We start from the raw sequence: 16065 nt of genomic DNA, 5'->3' as shown, positions 1-16065 counted from the left end.
CTGTACAACGCTCTAGGTGCCTCGGGATGGCCTGCGCGAGTGCCAGACACCGCCTTGATCTTTTGCTAACCCTGCCTCCAACTCGTGTAACTGGCGGAGAGTCAGGTGTGCCCGTCGGTCCAGTATCGTAACGTTCTGTGCCTCTTGGGGTGCCAAGTGGTCGTGATTCAACTCCTGCCTGGAGTTGCCTGATAGGCCGGGGGGCTAGATGGCTAGCTTCGTCGATGATGGGTTGCCAGCAGCGCGCGAGGGATGGCCTCACGGTGTGCTGAATGCACTGGAGGAGTTCACACAAGGCGACGTAGTGCCATGCCCTCCCCTCGTTTTTCATGGCGACCCGGCCTGCGCCATCACACAAACGGCGCGTGACTACGGCCTGGACTACGAAGACGAGATGCCGATGGAGTTGCATGCCGACGATGTCCCTCGCTGGGCCTTGATCACAACGGGCACATGCGACTTGGCGGAAGCCGATGCTCCGCTCCCGTTGAAGCCCTTCGTGCAGGTGTCCCCCATTGTTAACCTCGCCGATTTGGACGGAGGTAAGAGGAGACTCATACGTCAGGGAAGGTATAACTATCTGCTACATGTTCCCCTTTTGTCTACGTATGAACCAGGCTTCTGGGCTGCAGATCTCAGGTTTGAATATCCAGTCGAGAAGGGATGGCTTGCAAAGCAAGAGCGCCTGAAAGGTTTCGAAAGCGAGAGGGACCAAGAGGCGGTGGGACGCGCCGTCGCCTGGCTACGTGAACGGCCAGCCATGGGGGCGCCTTTCATCCAGTTCGTGGCCATCCCGTTGCGCACGATGCTCGGCGATCTGCGTACAGCCGATCGAGGAGCTGCTGACCTCATGGACAGCGAGATCGCCGAGTGGGCCGTCTCGATCGATAGCAGGCTGGAGCCACGGCGGGTGGAGATCGTCTTGCTCTCGGAGGGGAGCACGCCGAGCGCGACATCCCAGGCCTGGTGGCGCAACGCTGTGGATCGACTGAGAGAGGGCGCCGGCGATGGGCTCGTCATCCTTGGCCCCCGCTTCGAACGTCTCGATCAGATGCCTGTGAGTGACTACCGGCGACTCACAGCGTTGGCTAAGCCTCATCAAAAGTTCAGCAACGAGTGACGAACATTCACAGAAAGTTACCGCGATGCATTGCCTTAGCGGTTGACAGCCAGCGACCCAGGACGCGACAGTCAAGGTGTGCAGGTTTGTGAAAGTTAGCCTGGGGGGCCTGGTGGAGGCGCGATGAAGGGTGCAGAGGTGAAGCCAGTGTCTGGATGGCTCACGCGCGAACCGGAGGACCGTCACCTGAGCAGTCCTCCTGTGGCCCTGGTCGTATGCCAGGTCAGACACGAGACGGAGTATGCAGCAAGCGACGCATCGCGAGCTCTAAGAATCAAGGGCGCTCTCGACTGGCCCACAGAGTTGACAGAGAATCTTGTCCAAGGCGTTAACGTCGCTGTCGGACAATTCACTGGGTTCTCCGCATCGCAAACGCCTGCTATGAGGACTTGGCAGCTTAAGAGTCAAGACGGTACCTGGACGGTATCACTACAGCCCGACCACTTTTCTCTTGAGACAACGCGATATGGCGGGTGGAGCCAATTCCGCGACCGATTGACTCAACTCGCGAAAGCGGTGGGTGAGCATGTTGCTCCTGCTCTTGAGCATCGAGTCGGCCTGAGATACGTGAATCAGATCAGCCATCCTGATGTCCTATCGCCTGTTGATTGGCGCAATTTCATCAGCGAGGAGCTGTTCCAGGAAAGACTGTATGCGGATCTGGGCGATTCCTTCCGTGCGGCGATGCAGGTTGTAGAAGCGATCCCGTCGGCGCATCACAGCTTGGTGATTCGTCACGGATTGCAGCTCGGTCAGGGCAGTGAGCTCACATACGTTTTGGATAATGACTCGGCTCGACAGGGGTCGCGTCAATTTGACGTTGAATCAATCATGAATACTGTCGACCAATTGCATCTGGATTCTCTTCGAGCATTTGAAATGGGAACCACCGAGACTCTGCGCGATCACTTTGCTTAGGGGGGCAAATGAGCAACGTATCGGAGATCTTGGATAGCTACGCGCGAGACTGGGGTATCGATCAGACTCCTCTGGCAATGGGGAGTTTCCCAATTGAGCCCAGAAGGGGATTGGCGCCCGCAATTTCTGCTGTGGTGACAGTCCGGGAGAACCTTCAAAAGGTTCTGGATGTGTTCCCCTCCCTGCTTGGAGTAGGCACACTCAGTGACCTGGAAGCATTTAGAATGCGGTTTACGGCGGCTCCACTTCTTTCTTGGGAAGATCCACACCCGGATGCTGAGCGGTGGACCCGGGCTGCACTCGAATCCTCCGAGAGAATCTATCGTGAGCTCGCACGCTCCATTCGAACTCTAGACATCGATAATTCTCGGCAAAGGGAGGAAAGTCGGGCTGAGAGGGCGCTTCAGGCTGTCTCTGATTTGGCCAGTTGGCTTGGAGTTACAGACTCAAAGGCCGCCGAGATGGCTGGAGGTTATAGGCGTTCTTACTATAACTGGATTAAGGGGGTCCAGCCGTATGACGCTACAACACTCAATCTCTTCGAGGCGCATGCTTTCGTGAGTGCATTGGTTGATGCGCTCGGCGATCGGGGTGCACGGGAGTGGTTGGCCGTGGAGTTGGATTCCAAGCCAAGAAGCTTCTACCTTCGTGACTCATCCGGGCTGAGTAAGATTTCTAAACTCGCTTCTAGAGTTCTCTTTCAGGTGCGCGAACCTGCAAGTTGGGCTCCAGATGATGAGCTACGCCACCTTGAGCGAGGGCAAGAGTCAAAAGCTTCTTCGACTCCGAAGCTTCGGAACCGGCAAAGGATTGCACCTTCGCCTAGGCGTCAGCCGGGTGCAGAGTAGTTACGGTCGGCACCTAGCTCTAGATCCACGATCCGGAGTGCAGCGGGATGGTGGAGGTGTGGGGGCGCTTGGGTCGAGACATTGGACGACCTCGGTGGCCTCGTGCGGCCAAGGTCCCCAACGAGCTGCCGCTGTCCGCGGTTGCTCCTTTGCACCTCACTTAGGTTGTGACTCGCAGGCCTCAGACGCAGGCACGCACCGGCTCGTGCCTAGTACTCACGCGCTGTGGGAACAACGAGGGGTCATAGGCCTCGCGTCAGTTCACCTCATGGCGAGGCCTTGCAGCGAAACGCGGGGCCTCGCGCGGCCCCTCACTGTCCGCGGATAGCCAACCTTCAGCCAACTGCCACGGCGAGACCGATGACTGCATATCATCTTCACTCGGTCTTCGCGGTACGCATAGGAAGGGTTCTCTATATGGCTATCGAGGTTCCCTCTAATGAAGTGAGCGTCACCGACGCGCTAATTCAGCATCGCCGAGATGTTGCCGATCTTACCCAGCGAATAAAGAACCGTAGATTGCAGGTATTTGGCCTTTATGGGACTCCGATTCTCTTAGTCTCTTGGGTCACTGTGGGGGGTATCGGGAAGGTCTACTTCTGGCTGCACAGTGAAGTGCCTTCTGCAATCGTTAACATCTTCGGTGGCGTGCTGATGTTCTTTGCGATTGCTACCGCAGTGCAGTTCTATGCCGAGTTCAGCTTAGAGACACCATGGAAGGATGCCAAAAGGTCACTGAGGAGTCTCAAGCTCGATCTTGAATTGGCCGAAGAGCGCCGCATTCTCGAAGCTCGGAGATTGACTCCTGCTGCCATCGAGAGGCAGTCCTCATACAGGGAGCGCTTGCCTGGAGAGATTGCCCGGCTGCGGGTTGAGTCTGCCCACTATCGCCGTTTGCATCTCTTCATGCAGTGGTTGCTTTTTATGGGATCGGCGGCCGTTTCTGGTGTCACGGCATGGTATGATCCGCCCCAGCCTGCAAAAGGTATTCTGATTGCTCTGGGGGCTATTGTCACTGTGGTAACAGCCGCTTCTGGTTACTTTAAGCCTCGCGAGAGGGCTTTCAATCTGCAGCAGACGGCAGATAGCATGGAGCAGCATATTACAGCCCTTGAATTGGGTATCGCTCCGTATAACAATGTCGATGATGAAGTGAATATGGAGTCGTTTGCCACCGCTGTTGAAGGACTTCGAGCGGAACAGCGCATGCGAGAGCAACAGCTGGACCAGCCTCAACAGGGCCAGCAAGCAGTTATCTAGCTGCCTCGATTCGATGATTTCGCATCATGGCTGGCGACGCTGGCACTCCAGAGGTCGGCGTAGCGGCTTTGGGGTGGCGCTGCTTTGGCGCGAGTGATCATGGCCCCGTAAGCTTCCGGCGCGTCGGGCAGTCTGTGGACCTGCCCGGTGAAGCACGACGTTGGGGCCGTGATCTTCGAGGCTCGCGCCAAAGTGGCTCCGTAAAGCCGTGGAGCCGACCGCCCCAGCCACGATGTACCCCCTTCTCTGACACCAGGCGGCTGCAGGCTTTGAGCGCGGCACGGGCGCCGGCCGGGCTGGAGCGGGGCGGAGACAGGAGCGCAGGCCCGGCCGGGGGCCGGGCCGCGCGCGGGGAGCGGAGCGAGCCGCCTTGAACTAGTAGAGAAAGTTGTAACTCAGTCGGTCGCTGGGGCTGTGTCTTGTCTCGCTTGGTGCTTAACACTGCTTGTCGGCCTAGTCATGGGCATCGCTTGGCGTGTCATGGGAGGGTCGGGCAGCGTCTAAGACGCCGATCTAGTGGGAGCACCGGCAATCTGCGTAGACGAGTCTTAGATCCGGAGAGCACTCCGTCACTTGAGTGAACAGGGTACGTACGCTGCAACTCGCCACACGTATCGGGGGAGTTCAGCGTGACAACGACTGAGGAGCCAGAGGCACGACCTGTGCCCGATGAGCCGGATGGCGGCACAGATGCTGCCGGGCGGACCCGGTGGGCACGGGTTCGTAAGACATCCACACCGATCATCGCTGTTTTGGCCGCTTTTGGATTGGCATCGTCTGCCACGGGTTACACGATCAAGGACGACATTGTCCCGTGGGCGGGTCGGCACATGCCTAACGCCTCAGGACCCACGACATACAAGATCACCTCGCCTATACCGAGAAGCGACGGCCGACCAGCGGTGATCCCACGTTGCACACGGGTTGAAGTGAAGGTCTCTGGCGATCTTCCCGAGGGCGCGGAGCTGTGGGTAGGCAGCATCCTTGGCAAACGCAAGGCGGTTGTGGTCGCTTTAGAAGAGCAGGTGAGCTCACCTGGCGTTTACGCAACGCCGGTGAATGTTGGTCGAGATACAGATGTGAACCAGAGTCGACAGCTCGTGGTTGTCATCGTGAGCAAGAAGCAGGCCGATTGGCTGCGTGGAGCCACGGACGTATCCACCTATGACCTTGCAAGCGGTACGTGGGCAGATGGTGTGAGACCAGTCGATTCAGTGTCAGTCCGTAGGGACTCAATACACACTAAATCATGCTAGAAGGCTCCTGGTCGGGTTGCGCAGACTGGATGCGACACAACTGCACCTGAACTAGCGCCGTTGAGTCTCTGCCTTGAGCTGGTTGAGTTGGGGCAGGGCGGATTCAGTGGCGGGCTGTTTGGGTGGTGGATCGAGAGGGCTGTAAATCACTCGGTCGCATGGGGCGTGAAGTTGTAGGCGCATGCAGGGAGTTCGGCGCCCTGGCGATGCGTGAGCGGCAGGAAGATCGCTGGTCGAATCGTCCATGTGATGCGGGTCTGGTCCTGGGTGATCGTGACCGCGCAGGGCTCGCAGCGTAAGAGAGCTTGCCGGGTTGCGATGCGGCCCTGGGAGAGCCAGGCCCACGCCACGTCCGAGGCGTCAGAATCCAGTGCAGGGGAGATCGTGCGGAGCGTGACCGCCACCCATCTGTCCGCCTCGGGAGCCGAGTAGGCGTCGAAGGATGCCAGCAGCGCCGGCCGCTCCTCCTCGGCGAGGTCCTGTGTCCAGCACTCGCACCAAAAGCCGCGTCGGGGTCCGGGCGTCGTCAGCACGGGTGCCCTCCCATACGTGCGTCGGTGAACAGTTCCGCGGTGACCGTGTGGCCACCGTCGCTGTCGTGGACCACCACCCGGTGAGCGATGACGCTGACCATGCCCAGGCCCCGGCCATGCTCTGCCTCCTGGTCCTGGTGCTCGACCTTCGGGGCCGTCCCGGTGCAGCCGTCATCCGTCACCGACACCGCGACCACCTGCGCCGATACCGCCACGGCCAGGTGAAAGCTGCCCGACTCATGGCCGCTGGCGGTGTGCAGGATCGCGTTCGCGCTCAGCTCGCTCACGATCAGTTCGGCGTCCTCCGCGAGCGGCGACCCTCGCAGGATGTCGCGGGTCCAGCGGCGAGCCCGGCTCACCTCTTCCGGAAATCCTGGGCAAGTGAGCCCCCAGACCCGGGCGCTACTCGTATACTCGTGCATACAAGTTCCTTCGTGCTGGTAGGCCGCCATGTGCAGCGGGTTCGGGCTAGACGAGTCTCACGCCGTCGTGGGCGCGGATGGCCGGCGGGGATGTCCCGTCGGTGGAGTCGAGTGCGTCCAGGACGCGGATCGCGTACGCCTCGTCGGCGAGTTCGGAGACTTCTTCGCGGGTGACCCAGCGCAGCGCGCGGGTCTCGGAACCGGTGGTGGGTGTGCCGTCGGCGGCCTGGCAGCGGAAGACCAGGGAGACGATCAGGCCCGTCATGTTCTTGTAGACGCCAGTCAGGGTCGCCGGAAGCGCGATCTTGATGCCGGTCTCTTCGAGGACTTCGCGCTGGAGAGCCTCGGGGATGGTCTCCTCGCGTTCGAGGACACCGCCCGGCGGTTCCCACTTGCCGTTGTCGCGGCGCTGGATCAGGAGGGCGCGGTTCTGGGCGTCGACGATCACTCCAGCGACGCTCACGGAGTGCGGACGGTCCATGCTCACGTTCCTCGGCCCTCCCGGCTGGCTAGGCTCTCCACCGTAGCAACAAGACTCGCCCACACGTCTAGATACCTAAAGGAGTACACGTGAGCCCTCTTTCTTCGGGCCTTCTCGGTGATCTCGACCCCACGAGTGATCGTGCGGTCTTCCGCCAGATCGCCGACCAACTGCGTGAGGCCATCGACCGTGGGCGATTCCGGGAAGGCGAGAAGCTGCCCTCGGAAGCAGACCTTGTCGAGCATTACGGGGTATCCCGTATGACGGTCCGAAACTCCTTCTCCATCCTCCAGGGGGAAGGACTCGTGCACGCCGAGCACGGCAAGGGCGTCTTCGTGCGGCCCCGCCCGCCCGTGCGACGCCTCGCCTCCGACCGGTTCGCCCGGCGCCACCGCGAGCAGGGCAAGTCGGCCTTCATCGTCGAAGCCGACACGGTCGGCAGTCACCCCCAGGTCGACAGCCTTGAGGTCAAGGAAGAGAAGGCCAGCCAGGACATCTCCACCCGGCTCGGCTCCGTACGGCGCGTGCTCGCCCGGCGCCGCCGCTACCTCCTCGACGGACGCCCGGTCGAGTTCGCCACCTCCTACCTGCCCCTCGACATCGCCCGCGGGACCCAGATCGCCGAACCCAACCCCGGCCCCGGCGGCATCTACGCCCGCCTCGAAGAACTCGGCCACCGCCTCGACCACTTCGAAGAGGAGATCCGCGCCCGGATGCCCTCGCCGGCCGAAGTGAAGACCCTCCGACTGGCCTCCGGTGTACCCGTCATCCACCTCATCCGGACCGCCTTCGACACCGAGGGGCGCGCCGTGGAGGTCTGCGACACCGTGATGGCCGCTGACGCATACGTGCTGTCGTACCAGCTTCCCGCGACCTGATCGTCATGGTTTGCGGTGGTGCGCGGGGTCGGTTCTCGGACTCGTACACCTCAACAGGCATACTCGTATAGACGAGTGGGCAAGTTGAGTGGCAGAGTGATCCACGCGAACCCGGAAATCGGGTTCGCAGGACGCATCATGTATAGACGAGTAGATAGGACAACTGCCTTGCGTACCATCCGCGTTGAGACCGCCGCCGCGACGATCCTGCTGACCGAGGCTCCCGAGCCGAAGGTCCGCGACCGTCAGACCGGCGAGCGGGCCACCGACGCCGTCAGCGGTGAGCCGCTGATGACCGTCGGCGTCGTCTACATCGAGGACGGCGAATCCTCGCTCATTAGGGTCACCATCCCCGAGGGCGGCATCTCGGACGGGCTGGCCCTCGGCTCGCCCGTCTCCCTGCCGGGCCTCATCGCCCGGCCGTGGGAAAGCGTCTTCAACGGCCAGCAGCGCCACGGCATCGCCTACCGCGCCGCCGCCATCACCCCGGCCGCCTTCCCGGCTGCCGCGACCGGGGCCGCTGCCTGATGACCGACATAGCAACGCTCCTGGAGGTGGGTGGTCCTGTCGCCGCACTCGGCGGCGGGGCCGCCTACGCCCGGGCCAAGCACCCGGCCGTCTACTGGTCCACCGTCGGCCTACCGGTCTCGACCGCCCGGCTGCTCGGCTCGTACGCCTCCGTCATGGAGGCATGCGGCCTGACTGTCGCGCCGTCCCGTCTGCGGGTCCTCGCGGTCAGGGCCACCACGAACCGAGAGATACGGCCCGTCCCGCCCCGCCGGGGCGTCATCCGGCCCACCACGACCGGCCTGCGCATACGGCTCCGGCTCGCCCCTGGCCAGGAACCCGCCGACGTCGCCGCCTCCGCCGAACGGCTGCGGCACGCCTGGGGCGTTCACGCCGTGTATGTCACCACCGTCAAGCCCGGTGTCGTCGAACTCCGGCTCGTCGGCTACGACGTCCTGCGCCGCGTACGAATGCCCCGCAAGGTCGACAGCGGCCACCTGCGCATCCCGGTCGCCCTCCGCGAGGACGCCACCCCCTTCGTACGCGACTACCGCACCATCCCCCACCAACTCACCCTCGGCGCAACCCTGTCCGGCAAGTCCATGTACCTACGCCACCTGATCACCGGACTCGCCCCACAACCGGTCGCCCTGGTCGGCATCGACTGCAAGCGCGGCGTGGAGCTGGCGCCCTTCGCGTCCCGGCTCTCGGCCCTCGCCACCGATCCGGATCAGGCTGCCGAGCTGCTTCCCGTGCTTGTCCAGGAAATGGAGGACCGCTACGACCTGATCAAGGCCCGGCAGGGCATCGCCCCGGACATCCCCGACGAGGAGATCACCTCCGACATCTGGGGCCTGCCCGAGCAGCAACGCCCCACCCCGATCGTGCTGTTCGTCGACGAGGTCGCCGAACTCTTCCTCGTCGCCACCAGGAAGGACGAGGAACGGCGGGACGAGATGGTCACCCAACTCATCCGCCTCGCCCAGCTGGGCCGCGCCGCCGGCATCTACCTCGAAGTCTGCGGGCAGCGCTTCGGCGCCGAACTCGGCAAGGGCGCCACCATGCTGCGCGCCCAGCTGACCGGCCGCGTCTGCCACCGCGTCAACGACGAAGCCTCCGCCAAGATGGCCCTCGGCGACATCGCCCCGGAAGCGGTCATGGCCGCCTGCGCCATCGCCCCCGAACGCCCCGGCCTGGCCGTCGCCGGTGACACCTCCGGCGGCTGGTCCCGCATCCGCACGCCGTACCTCTCCCTCGGCGACGCCGCCGAGATCTGCCAGGACACCGCGCACCTGGTGCCTGACCTGGCGGCGCTCAAGCCCTTCCGGCCCGACGCGCCCGTACGACCGGTTGAGGCGCCGACTCCCGCCCTCCGGCCGTACCCGATGACTGACTGACCTCCACCCCGCCCCGGTCGGCGTGACCGTCTCGCGCCACGTCCCTACCCCGCCCATGCCCGAAACAGGAAGGTCCCGATGAGCAGCACCGCCCGCGATGACTTCGTGCGCACCGTCGTGATGCTCGGCCAACTCGCCCTGTACGCCGCCACCCTCGACGCCGACAACGACTTCATCGACGTCGCCGGACCGTCCCTGGCGGCCTCGCTGCCGGAGCCGCCGCCCGGCTTCTTCCCGCCCGGCTACGACCCCAACTCCGGCCCCCGCTACCCGGGCACGGACTCCTGATGGCTCGCCCGCCCCTCCGCGTCGACGCGGTCCTGGTCCAGGCCGTTATCGCTGGAGCTCTTTCCTTCGCCCACCTCCACGACATCGCTGCGGCGGCCGGACAGGACGGATGGAAGGCGTGGGCCTATCCGATCAGCGTCGACCTGCTGCTGGTAGCGGCCTGGCGCCGACTGCGGACCGGTACGGCGAAAGCTGCCGCGTGGTGCTGGTTCGTCATCGCACTCGCCGCATCCCTCGGCGCGAACATCGCCACCGCCGGACTCCTTGACCTCAACCAGGTGCCGGCCTGGCTCCGCATCCTCGTCGCGGGCTGGCCCGCGGTCGCCTTCCTCGGGGGAACGCTCCTCGCCCACACCCGGCCGCAGCCGGACACGGCCACCGAGGACCCGGAGGACGCGCCCGAACCTGGCCCCGAACCCCTCACCCAACCCGCCATCGAGACAACACCCGAACGCCCCGCCGTCACGGTCCCGGCGGCACTGGTCGACCACGCCCGCAAGGTCGCCACCGACCACCACACCCGCACCGGCACACCGATCGACACCCCCACCCTCCGCGCCCGCCTCGGCGTGCCCGCGCCCATGGCCGAAGCCATCGCCGCCCAGCTCTGAAAGGAGAGGCCCATGACTGCCAAACGCCGCTTCCGCAACGTCGTCCGCATCGGCCCGGTCCAGGTCGCCACCTCGTACGACGGCCGGGGCCGCGAGAAACACACCGCCGCCTGCACCGCCCCGCGCTGCGGCTTCTCCACCGACTACGACAGCCGCGCCGCCGCCGAACTGGCCGCCCGCACCCACCGCTGCCCCGTCCGCTGAAAGGACCCGAAACCCCGTGACCGTCAGCCTGCCGCTCGTCGTCGTCCTCGGCCTCTTCGCCTGGGGAGCGGTCAAGTTCCTCGGCGTCCGCACCTGGGTCGTCGTACTGATCGCCCTCTTCGGCTTCTGGCTCTCGCAGACCTTCTTCGCCCCCGCCATCGAGTCCGGGACGCGCACCGGCGTGGACGTCATAAACGGGTCACATACCTAGACGAGTAGATGAGGAGAGATCGTCCGTGCTGCTGCCCAAGTACCCCGACAACCCGACCCCGCCGCCCGCACACACCCACGCCCCGGCCGACCCGGCGCCCGTACGCCGCTCGCTCCCGCCGCTCTCCATCAACAGCGGAACGGTCGCGGCCGTCCTCGTCGGCGGTGTCGTCCTCACCGCGCTCCTGGCCGCCGTCGCCGTCACGGCCATCTCCGTAGCCGTGGCCGCCGTCGTCCTGCGCTCGATGCTCCGCGACCAGCACCGGCGCTGAACCCCGCCTGACCTCCGGGGCGGCGTCGCTCGACTAAGCATCACGCCGCCCCGGGGCCTGTTCCTCCCGACCGAGTCAGCCAGAAGGAGAATCGCCATCTTCACCCGCACCACTCCGGCCCCACTCCCGGAACTCGCGAACCTGGCCGCACAGGGCACCCTCCCCGGTACCCTCCGCCAACTCTCCACCCTCGGCGGCTGCACCCACCCCATCCGCCTCGACGGCCACCGCACCGAATACGACGTCGACACCACCACCGGCGAAATCGGCGCCGTCCTCCACCACCTCGACTCCACCAGCCTCCCCGCCGGCCAACTCCTCGTCCGCTGCAACAACCGCCGCACCACCCGCTGCCCAGCCTGCGCCGAGGTCTACCGCCGCGACACCTTCCACCTGATCACCGCCGGACTACGCGGCGGCAAGGGCACCCCCGAACAAGTCGCCGTCCATCCGCGCGTGTTCGCCACCTTCACCGCCCCCGGCTTCGGCCCGGTCCACAACCGCCGCACCGACGGCCGCCCCTGCCGCTGCGGCACCCACCACGACCAGGACGACGAAGCACTCGGCACCCCCCTCAACCCCGACACCTACGACTACGAAGCAGCCGTCCTCTGGAACGCACACGCCGGACAGCTCTGGCGCCGCTTCTCGACCTACCTGCGCCGGGAAGTCGCCAAGCGCGCGGGCCTCTCACAGCGCAGGCTCCGCGACCACGCCCGCGTCTCCTTCGCCAAGGTCGCCGAGTACCAGAAACGCGGCGCCGTCCACTTCCACGCAGTCATCCGCCTCGACGGCCCCGGCGGCGGAGACACCCCACCCCCGCCCTGGGCCACCGCCGAACTGCTCACCGACGCCATAGAGGCCGCCGCAACCAAGGTCCGCGTCGACGGCCCGACCATCGACGGCCGCCCCCACACCTTCACCTTCGGCCGCCAACTCGACGTCCGCACCATCCGATCCGCCGACTTCAACGACGGCCAGGAACTGACCGAACGAGCCGTAGCCGCGTACATCGCCAAGTACGCGACCAAGGGAGCCGAGACAGCAACAGGCGCTCTCGACCGCCCGCTGAAGTTCGCCGCCGAACTGGCCCAGCTCGACATCAGCGACCACGCCCGCCGCCTCATCCGAACCGCCTGGACTCTCGGCGCCCGAAAGAGCCTCGAACACCTACGCCTCCGCGCCTGGGCCCACATGCTCGGCTTCCGCGGCCACTTCTCCACCAAGTCCCGCCGCTACTCCACCACCCTCGGCGCCCTCCGAGACGCCCGCGCCGAATGGCGCCGCGCACAAGCCGCAGTCAACAACCCCGGCACCGAGACGACATACGTCCTCGCCCACTGGGTCTTCGCCGGCACCGGCCTCTCCGCTACCGAAGCCTGGCTTGCCGCGAGTCTCCACGCCGAAGCGGCTGCCCCAGCACCCCACTCCAACCGCCCCGACCAGGAAGGAACCGTTGCATGACCACAGCCGCGCCCGAACTGCTCACCGTTCCTGAGGTCATGAGGCGGCTCAAGCTCGGCCGCACCAAGGTCTACGACCTGATCCGAACCCGGCGCCTCGCCTCCATCAAGGTCGACGGCTGCCGCCGCATCCCGGACACCGCCGTACGCGCCTTCATCCGGGGCCAGATGGGAGAAGCGGCCTGATGACGAAGCGCCGTAGCCGCGGTGACGGCGGCCTGCACTGGGACGAGAAGAGACAGCGTTGGATCGCCACGGCGAACCTCGGCTTCGACCCGAGCGGCAAGCGAATCGTGAAGCGGGGGAGTGGCAAGACCAAGACGGAGGCGAAGAACAAGCTCAAGGAGGTGCTGCGGGACCACGAAGACGGCCTCGCCATCGCACCCACCAACTACACCGTCAAGGACGCGGTGACGGACTGGCTCACCTATGGCCTGGCCGGCCTGGACCCCACCACAGTCGAGACCACGACCCTCCTGAGCCAGAAGCATGTCATCCCGTCGCTGGGCGCTCGCAAGCTCCGTGACCTCAGCGCGGAGGACGTAGACCGCTGGCTCGCCACCAAGTCCAAGACGCTGAGCACGCGCACCCTCCAGTCGCTGCACTCCTGCCTCAACCGCTCGGTCAAGCGGGCCATGGCGCGGGACAAGGTGAAGCGCAACGTCGTCGAGCTCTGTTCGGTGCCCCAAGGGCAGGCCGGTCGCCCGTCCAAGGCGCTCACCTTCGCCCAAGCGGAGGCGGTACTCAAAGGGGCCGCAGGAACCTCGATGTACGCGTACATCGTCGTCGCGCTGCTGACCGGGGCCCGTACCGAGGAACTGCGCGCCCTCACTTGGGATCACGTCTTCCTGAAGGGGCGCCCCGAGTTCGATCCGCCGCAGCCTCCGCACATCGCCGTCTGGCGCTCGGTCCGGCGCACCGGAGATACCAAGACGCGCAAGTCCCGGCGCACCCTCGCCCTGCCGGCGCGCTGCGTCGAAGCTCTCTGGCAGCAGTTCGAAGACCAGGGCTGGGGTCGGCTCGCCGCCGGTGACGACTGGGAGGAACACGGCCTCGTCTTCTCCTCGGCCGTCGGCAAGCCGCTCGACGCCGCCAACGTCCGCCGCGCCTTCCGCCAGGCGCTCAAGGATGTCGACGGGGTCGACGCTGCGGAGTGGACGCCCCGGGAGCTCCGCCACAGCTTCGTGTCGCTGCTCTCCGACCGCGGCGTCCCGCTGGAGGAGATCTCCCGGCTTGTCGGGCACTCCGGTACAGCAGTCACGGAGGAGGTCTACCGGAAGCAGATCCGACCCGTGATCCAAACCGGCGCCGTGGTCATGGACAGCATCTTCGAGCGCGACCCAAAGCCGTAGTCACGCAGATAGACACGCACGCAAAAACAGGTGAGGCCCTTACCGACTCGGTAAGGGCCTCACCTGCTGTTTTGGCTGTCGGGGTGGCGGGATTTGAACCCACGACCTCTTCGTCCCGAACGAAGCGCGCTGCCAAGCTGCGCTACACCCCGATGTCGCTGCTTGTCCTGCTTGTCGCGGCGACGACGTTTACTTTAGCCCACTGGTGGCTGGAGACGAAATCCGGTTTTGGCGCGGTGGTGGGCGCGATGGCGGATCGGGTTGGGGCGGGCGTGGTCGAGGGCGACGAGGAGGACGGCGAGGGCGTAGAAGGAGAGGCCGAGGAGGAGGGCGTTGCCGAGGACGCTCTTGTAGCCGTGGAGGTCGACGTCGAGGAAGGGGTAGAGGTAGCGGGCCGGCGTGCCGGGGAGGAGGAGTTCGCCTCGGGTGAAGGAGAAGGCGAGATAGGCCAGGGGGTAGAGGAGCCAGGTCGCCACCCGGCGGAGGTGGAAGCGGCCGGGTGCGGTCAGGAACAGCCAGTCCAGCGCCGCCGCGATCGGGAGAGCCGTGTGCAGGGCGTGGTTCGCCAGGGACTGCCAGCCGGTCGGGGGCGTCGTCCCGCCCGTCATCGAGAACGGGGTCGTCCCGTCGGCCAGGAGCAGGTGGTACACCGAGCCCGCGATCAGGGCGTACAGCAGTGTCGCGCCCGTCAGGGCGGCCGGGAGGGGGCGGCGGGCGCTCCACGCGCGCTTCGCCGACGCCGTGAACACCAGCGCCAGCAGGATCGCGCTCTGGATGGAGAAGTAGCTCAGTACGCGGGCCGGGCTGCCCAGGATCAGCTCGATCGTCACGGCCGCGGCGGCCGCGAGGGCCACCAGCAGGCGGTACGTGGCGGTCAGCGGGCGGCGTACGGGGGCCACCACCGCCGTGGCGGGGACGGGGGAGGGCAGCAGCGCGGGTACGCCCGGGACCGCGGGAAGGTCCGGGATGTCCCTGGGTATCGGGGCGGTCATGCCCTCACGCTAAGCAGGCCCGACAAAAGGGGCGATACGGGCGGTTCGTTCGGGTTAACGGGTCAGCGGATCGGCTGGCTCAGTCGGCCCGACCACCTCCGCCGACCCCATCACCTACCTACGCCCCTACTCCCGCCCCACCAACGTCAACAACGTAACCTCCGGCGGACAAGCGAACCGCACCGGCGTGAACCGGTTCGTCCCGCACCCCGCCGACACATGCAGATACGACGTCCGTCCCTCCGCCGTATGCGTCGACAGCCCCTTCACCCGCTCCGTGTCGAGGTCGCAGTTGGTCACCAGCGCCCCGTAGAAGGGGATGCAGAGCTGCCCGCCATGCGTGTGCCCGGCGAGGATCAAGGGGTAGGCGTCGGCCGCGTACGCGTCCAGCACCCGCAGGTACGGCGCGTGCACGACCCCCATCGAGAAGTCCACGGACGAGGACGGACCGCCCGCCACCTCCGCGTACCGGTCCCGCTTGATGTGCGGGTCGTCCAGGCCGGTCAGCTCGACCGAGACGCCCTCGACCTTCAGGACACCGCGCGTGTTGGTCAGGTTCTGCCAGCCCGCCGCGTCGAAACCGTCCCGCAGGTCCTCCCACGGGTTGTGGAGGACGCCCACGGCGGCGGGGTTGCCGTTCAGGCCGTGACGGCCGCTCGCCTTCTCCAGGAGATAGCGGGCGGGGTTGCGGAAGCGGGGACCGTAGTAGTCGTTGGAGCCGAAGACGTACGCCCCCGGGAACTCCATCAGCGGACCCAGCGCGTCCAGGACCTCCGGTACGCCCTCCGGGTCCGACAGGTTGTCACCGGTGTTGATCACGAAGTCGGGGCGCAGTCCCGCCAGCGAGCGCAGCCAGCGCTGCTTCTTGCGCTGGCCGCCGACCATGTGGATGTCGGAGACCTGGAGGACGCGCAGTGGGCGCATCCCGGCGGGCAGGACGGGGACCGTGACCCGTCGCAGACGGAAGGAACGGGCCTCGAATCCCGCCGAGTACAGCACTCCGGCGGCGCCAACCGCCGCCATTCCCAAGGGAACTCCGTATCGCGCGCGCAT

Annotated in this window: 19 protein-coding genes and 1 tRNA gene; 14 read left to right on the top strand and 6 right to left on the bottom strand. The window is 65.6% G+C overall.

All coding sequences use genetic code 11. From position 1 onward, the window contains the following. The first annotated feature begins 208 nt into the window (after window positions 1-208). From ABZ928_RS09530 to ABZ928_RS09520, 3 genes are all read left to right on the top strand, one after another. Entirely contained in the window at window positions 209-1120 is a 912-nt protein-coding gene (locus ABZ928_RS09530) for a hypothetical protein (RefSeq protein ID WP_361516463.1), read from the top strand. A 123-nt stretch (window positions 1121-1243) separates the two neighbouring features. Next, complete coding sequence (locus ABZ928_RS09525; RefSeq protein WP_361516461.1) at window positions 1244-2038, top strand: TIGR04255 family protein; 795 nt, start codon at window positions 1244-1246, stop codon at window positions 2036-2038. Between the two features lie 1265 nt (window positions 2039-3303). Further along, a complete protein-coding gene (locus ABZ928_RS09520) occupies window positions 3304-4146 on the top strand; it encodes a DUF4231 domain-containing protein (RefSeq protein WP_361516459.1) in 843 nt (280 codons plus the stop codon). A gap of 1402 nt (window positions 4147-5548) precedes the next feature. Here the strand turns inward: ABZ928_RS09520 and ABZ928_RS09515 are convergent. From ABZ928_RS09515 to ABZ928_RS09505, 3 genes are read right to left on the bottom strand one after another with little or no spacing between them, the layout of a single operon-like run. After that, entirely contained in the window at window positions 5549-5932 is a 384-nt protein-coding gene (locus tag ABZ928_RS09515) for a hypothetical protein (protein ID WP_361517606.1), read from the bottom strand. Further along, complete coding sequence (locus ABZ928_RS09510) at window positions 5929-6357, bottom strand: ATP-binding protein (protein ID WP_361517604.1); 429 nt, start codon at window positions 6355-6357, stop codon at window positions 5929-5931. The genes ABZ928_RS09515 and ABZ928_RS09510 overlap by 4 nt, the downstream gene beginning before the upstream one ends. A 46-nt stretch (window positions 6358-6403) precedes the next feature. Beyond that, the gene (locus ABZ928_RS09505; protein WP_361517602.1) at window positions 6404-6820 is read right to left on the bottom strand and encodes an NUDIX hydrolase; all 417 of its coding nucleotides are present in this window, start codon (window positions 6818-6820) and stop codon (window positions 6404-6406) included. A 107-nt stretch (window positions 6821-6927) separates the two neighbouring features. On the opposite strand from ABZ928_RS09505, the gene ABZ928_RS09500 reads away from it, so the two are divergent. The 11 genes from ABZ928_RS09500 to ABZ928_RS09450 all read left to right on the top strand — a co-directional run bounded on the left by ABZ928_RS09500 (window position 6928) and on the right by ABZ928_RS09450 (window position 14020). Further along, a complete protein-coding gene (locus ABZ928_RS09500) occupies window positions 6928-7716 on the top strand; it encodes a GntR family transcriptional regulator (RefSeq protein ID WP_194078495.1) in 789 nt (262 codons plus the stop codon). Window positions 7717-7884: 168 nt separating this feature from the next. Continuing rightward, window positions 7885-8244, top strand: coding sequence for a hypothetical protein (locus ABZ928_RS09495; RefSeq protein WP_361516457.1), 360 nt, complete (start codon window positions 7885-7887; stop codon window positions 8242-8244). After that, entirely contained in the window at window positions 8244-9620 is a 1377-nt protein-coding gene (locus ABZ928_RS09490; RefSeq protein ID WP_361516455.1) for an FtsK/SpoIIIE domain-containing protein, read from the top strand. The genes ABZ928_RS09495 and ABZ928_RS09490 overlap by 1 nt, the downstream gene beginning before the upstream one ends. Window positions 9621-9698: 78 nt before the next feature. Then, window positions 9699-9908, top strand: a complete 210-nt coding sequence (locus tag ABZ928_RS09485) for a hypothetical protein (protein WP_361516453.1) — start codon at window positions 9699-9701, stop codon at window positions 9906-9908. After that, window positions 9908-10519, top strand: coding sequence for a DUF2637 domain-containing protein (locus ABZ928_RS09480; protein ID WP_361516451.1), 612 nt, complete (start codon window positions 9908-9910; stop codon window positions 10517-10519). Before ABZ928_RS09485 ends, ABZ928_RS09480 begins: the two co-directional genes overlap by 1 nt. A gap of 12 nt (window positions 10520-10531) precedes the next feature. Then, window positions 10532-10723 (top strand): mobile element transfer protein, encoded by a 192-nt coding sequence (locus ABZ928_RS09475; RefSeq protein ID WP_079305971.1) that lies wholly within the window; start codon window positions 10532-10534, stop codon window positions 10721-10723. Window positions 10724-10739: 16 nt separating this feature from the next. Continuing rightward, a complete protein-coding gene (locus ABZ928_RS09470) occupies window positions 10740-10934 on the top strand; it encodes a hypothetical protein (protein WP_361516449.1) in 195 nt (64 codons plus the stop codon). Between the two features lie 25 nt (window positions 10935-10959). Then, entirely contained in the window at window positions 10960-11205 is a 246-nt protein-coding gene (locus tag ABZ928_RS09465) for a SpdD protein (protein ID WP_361516447.1), read from the top strand. Window positions 11206-11346: 141 nt separating this feature from the next. Then, the gene (locus tag ABZ928_RS09460) at window positions 11347-12669 is read left to right on the top strand and encodes a replication initiator (protein ID WP_361517600.1); all 1323 of its coding nucleotides are present in this window, start codon (window positions 11347-11349) and stop codon (window positions 12667-12669) included. Continuing rightward, window positions 12666-12854 carry a helix-turn-helix domain-containing protein gene (locus tag ABZ928_RS09455; RefSeq protein ID WP_361516446.1) on the top strand — a complete coding sequence of 63 codons (189 nt, stop codon included), beginning with the start codon at window positions 12666-12668 and terminating at the stop codon, window positions 12852-12854. The genes ABZ928_RS09460 and ABZ928_RS09455 overlap by 4 nt, the downstream gene beginning before the upstream one ends. Further along, window positions 12854-14020, top strand: coding sequence for a site-specific integrase (locus tag ABZ928_RS09450; RefSeq protein WP_361516444.1), 1167 nt, complete (start codon window positions 12854-12856; stop codon window positions 14018-14020). The genes ABZ928_RS09455 and ABZ928_RS09450 overlap by 1 nt, the downstream gene beginning before the upstream one ends. Window positions 14021-14098: 78 nt before the next feature. Here the strand turns inward: ABZ928_RS09450 and ABZ928_RS09445 are convergent. The 3 genes from ABZ928_RS09445 to ABZ928_RS09435 all read right to left on the bottom strand — a co-directional run bounded on the left by ABZ928_RS09445 (window position 14099) and on the right by ABZ928_RS09435 (window position 16065). Then, window positions 14099-14172 (bottom strand) — tRNA-Pro (locus ABZ928_RS09445). Window positions 14173-14214: 42 nt separating this feature from the next. Next, a complete protein-coding gene (locus ABZ928_RS09440) occupies window positions 14215-15012 on the bottom strand; it encodes a Pr6Pr family membrane protein (RefSeq protein ID WP_361516442.1) in 798 nt (265 codons plus the stop codon). Between the two features lie 126 nt (window positions 15013-15138). After that, window positions 15139-16065: a metallophosphoesterase gene (locus tag ABZ928_RS09435; RefSeq protein WP_361516440.1), complete on the bottom strand. Its 927-nt coding sequence runs from the start codon at window positions 16063-16065 to the stop codon at window positions 15139-15141.

It is taken from the genome of Streptomyces sp. NPDC046909, from assembly GCF_040644695.1.
Classification (GTDB): domain Bacteria; phylum Actinomycetota; class Actinomycetes; order Streptomycetales; family Streptomycetaceae; genus Streptomyces.
The sequence above is the reverse complement of the archived record's forward strand: the minus strand, read 5'-3'. Positions and strand labels throughout refer to the sequence as shown.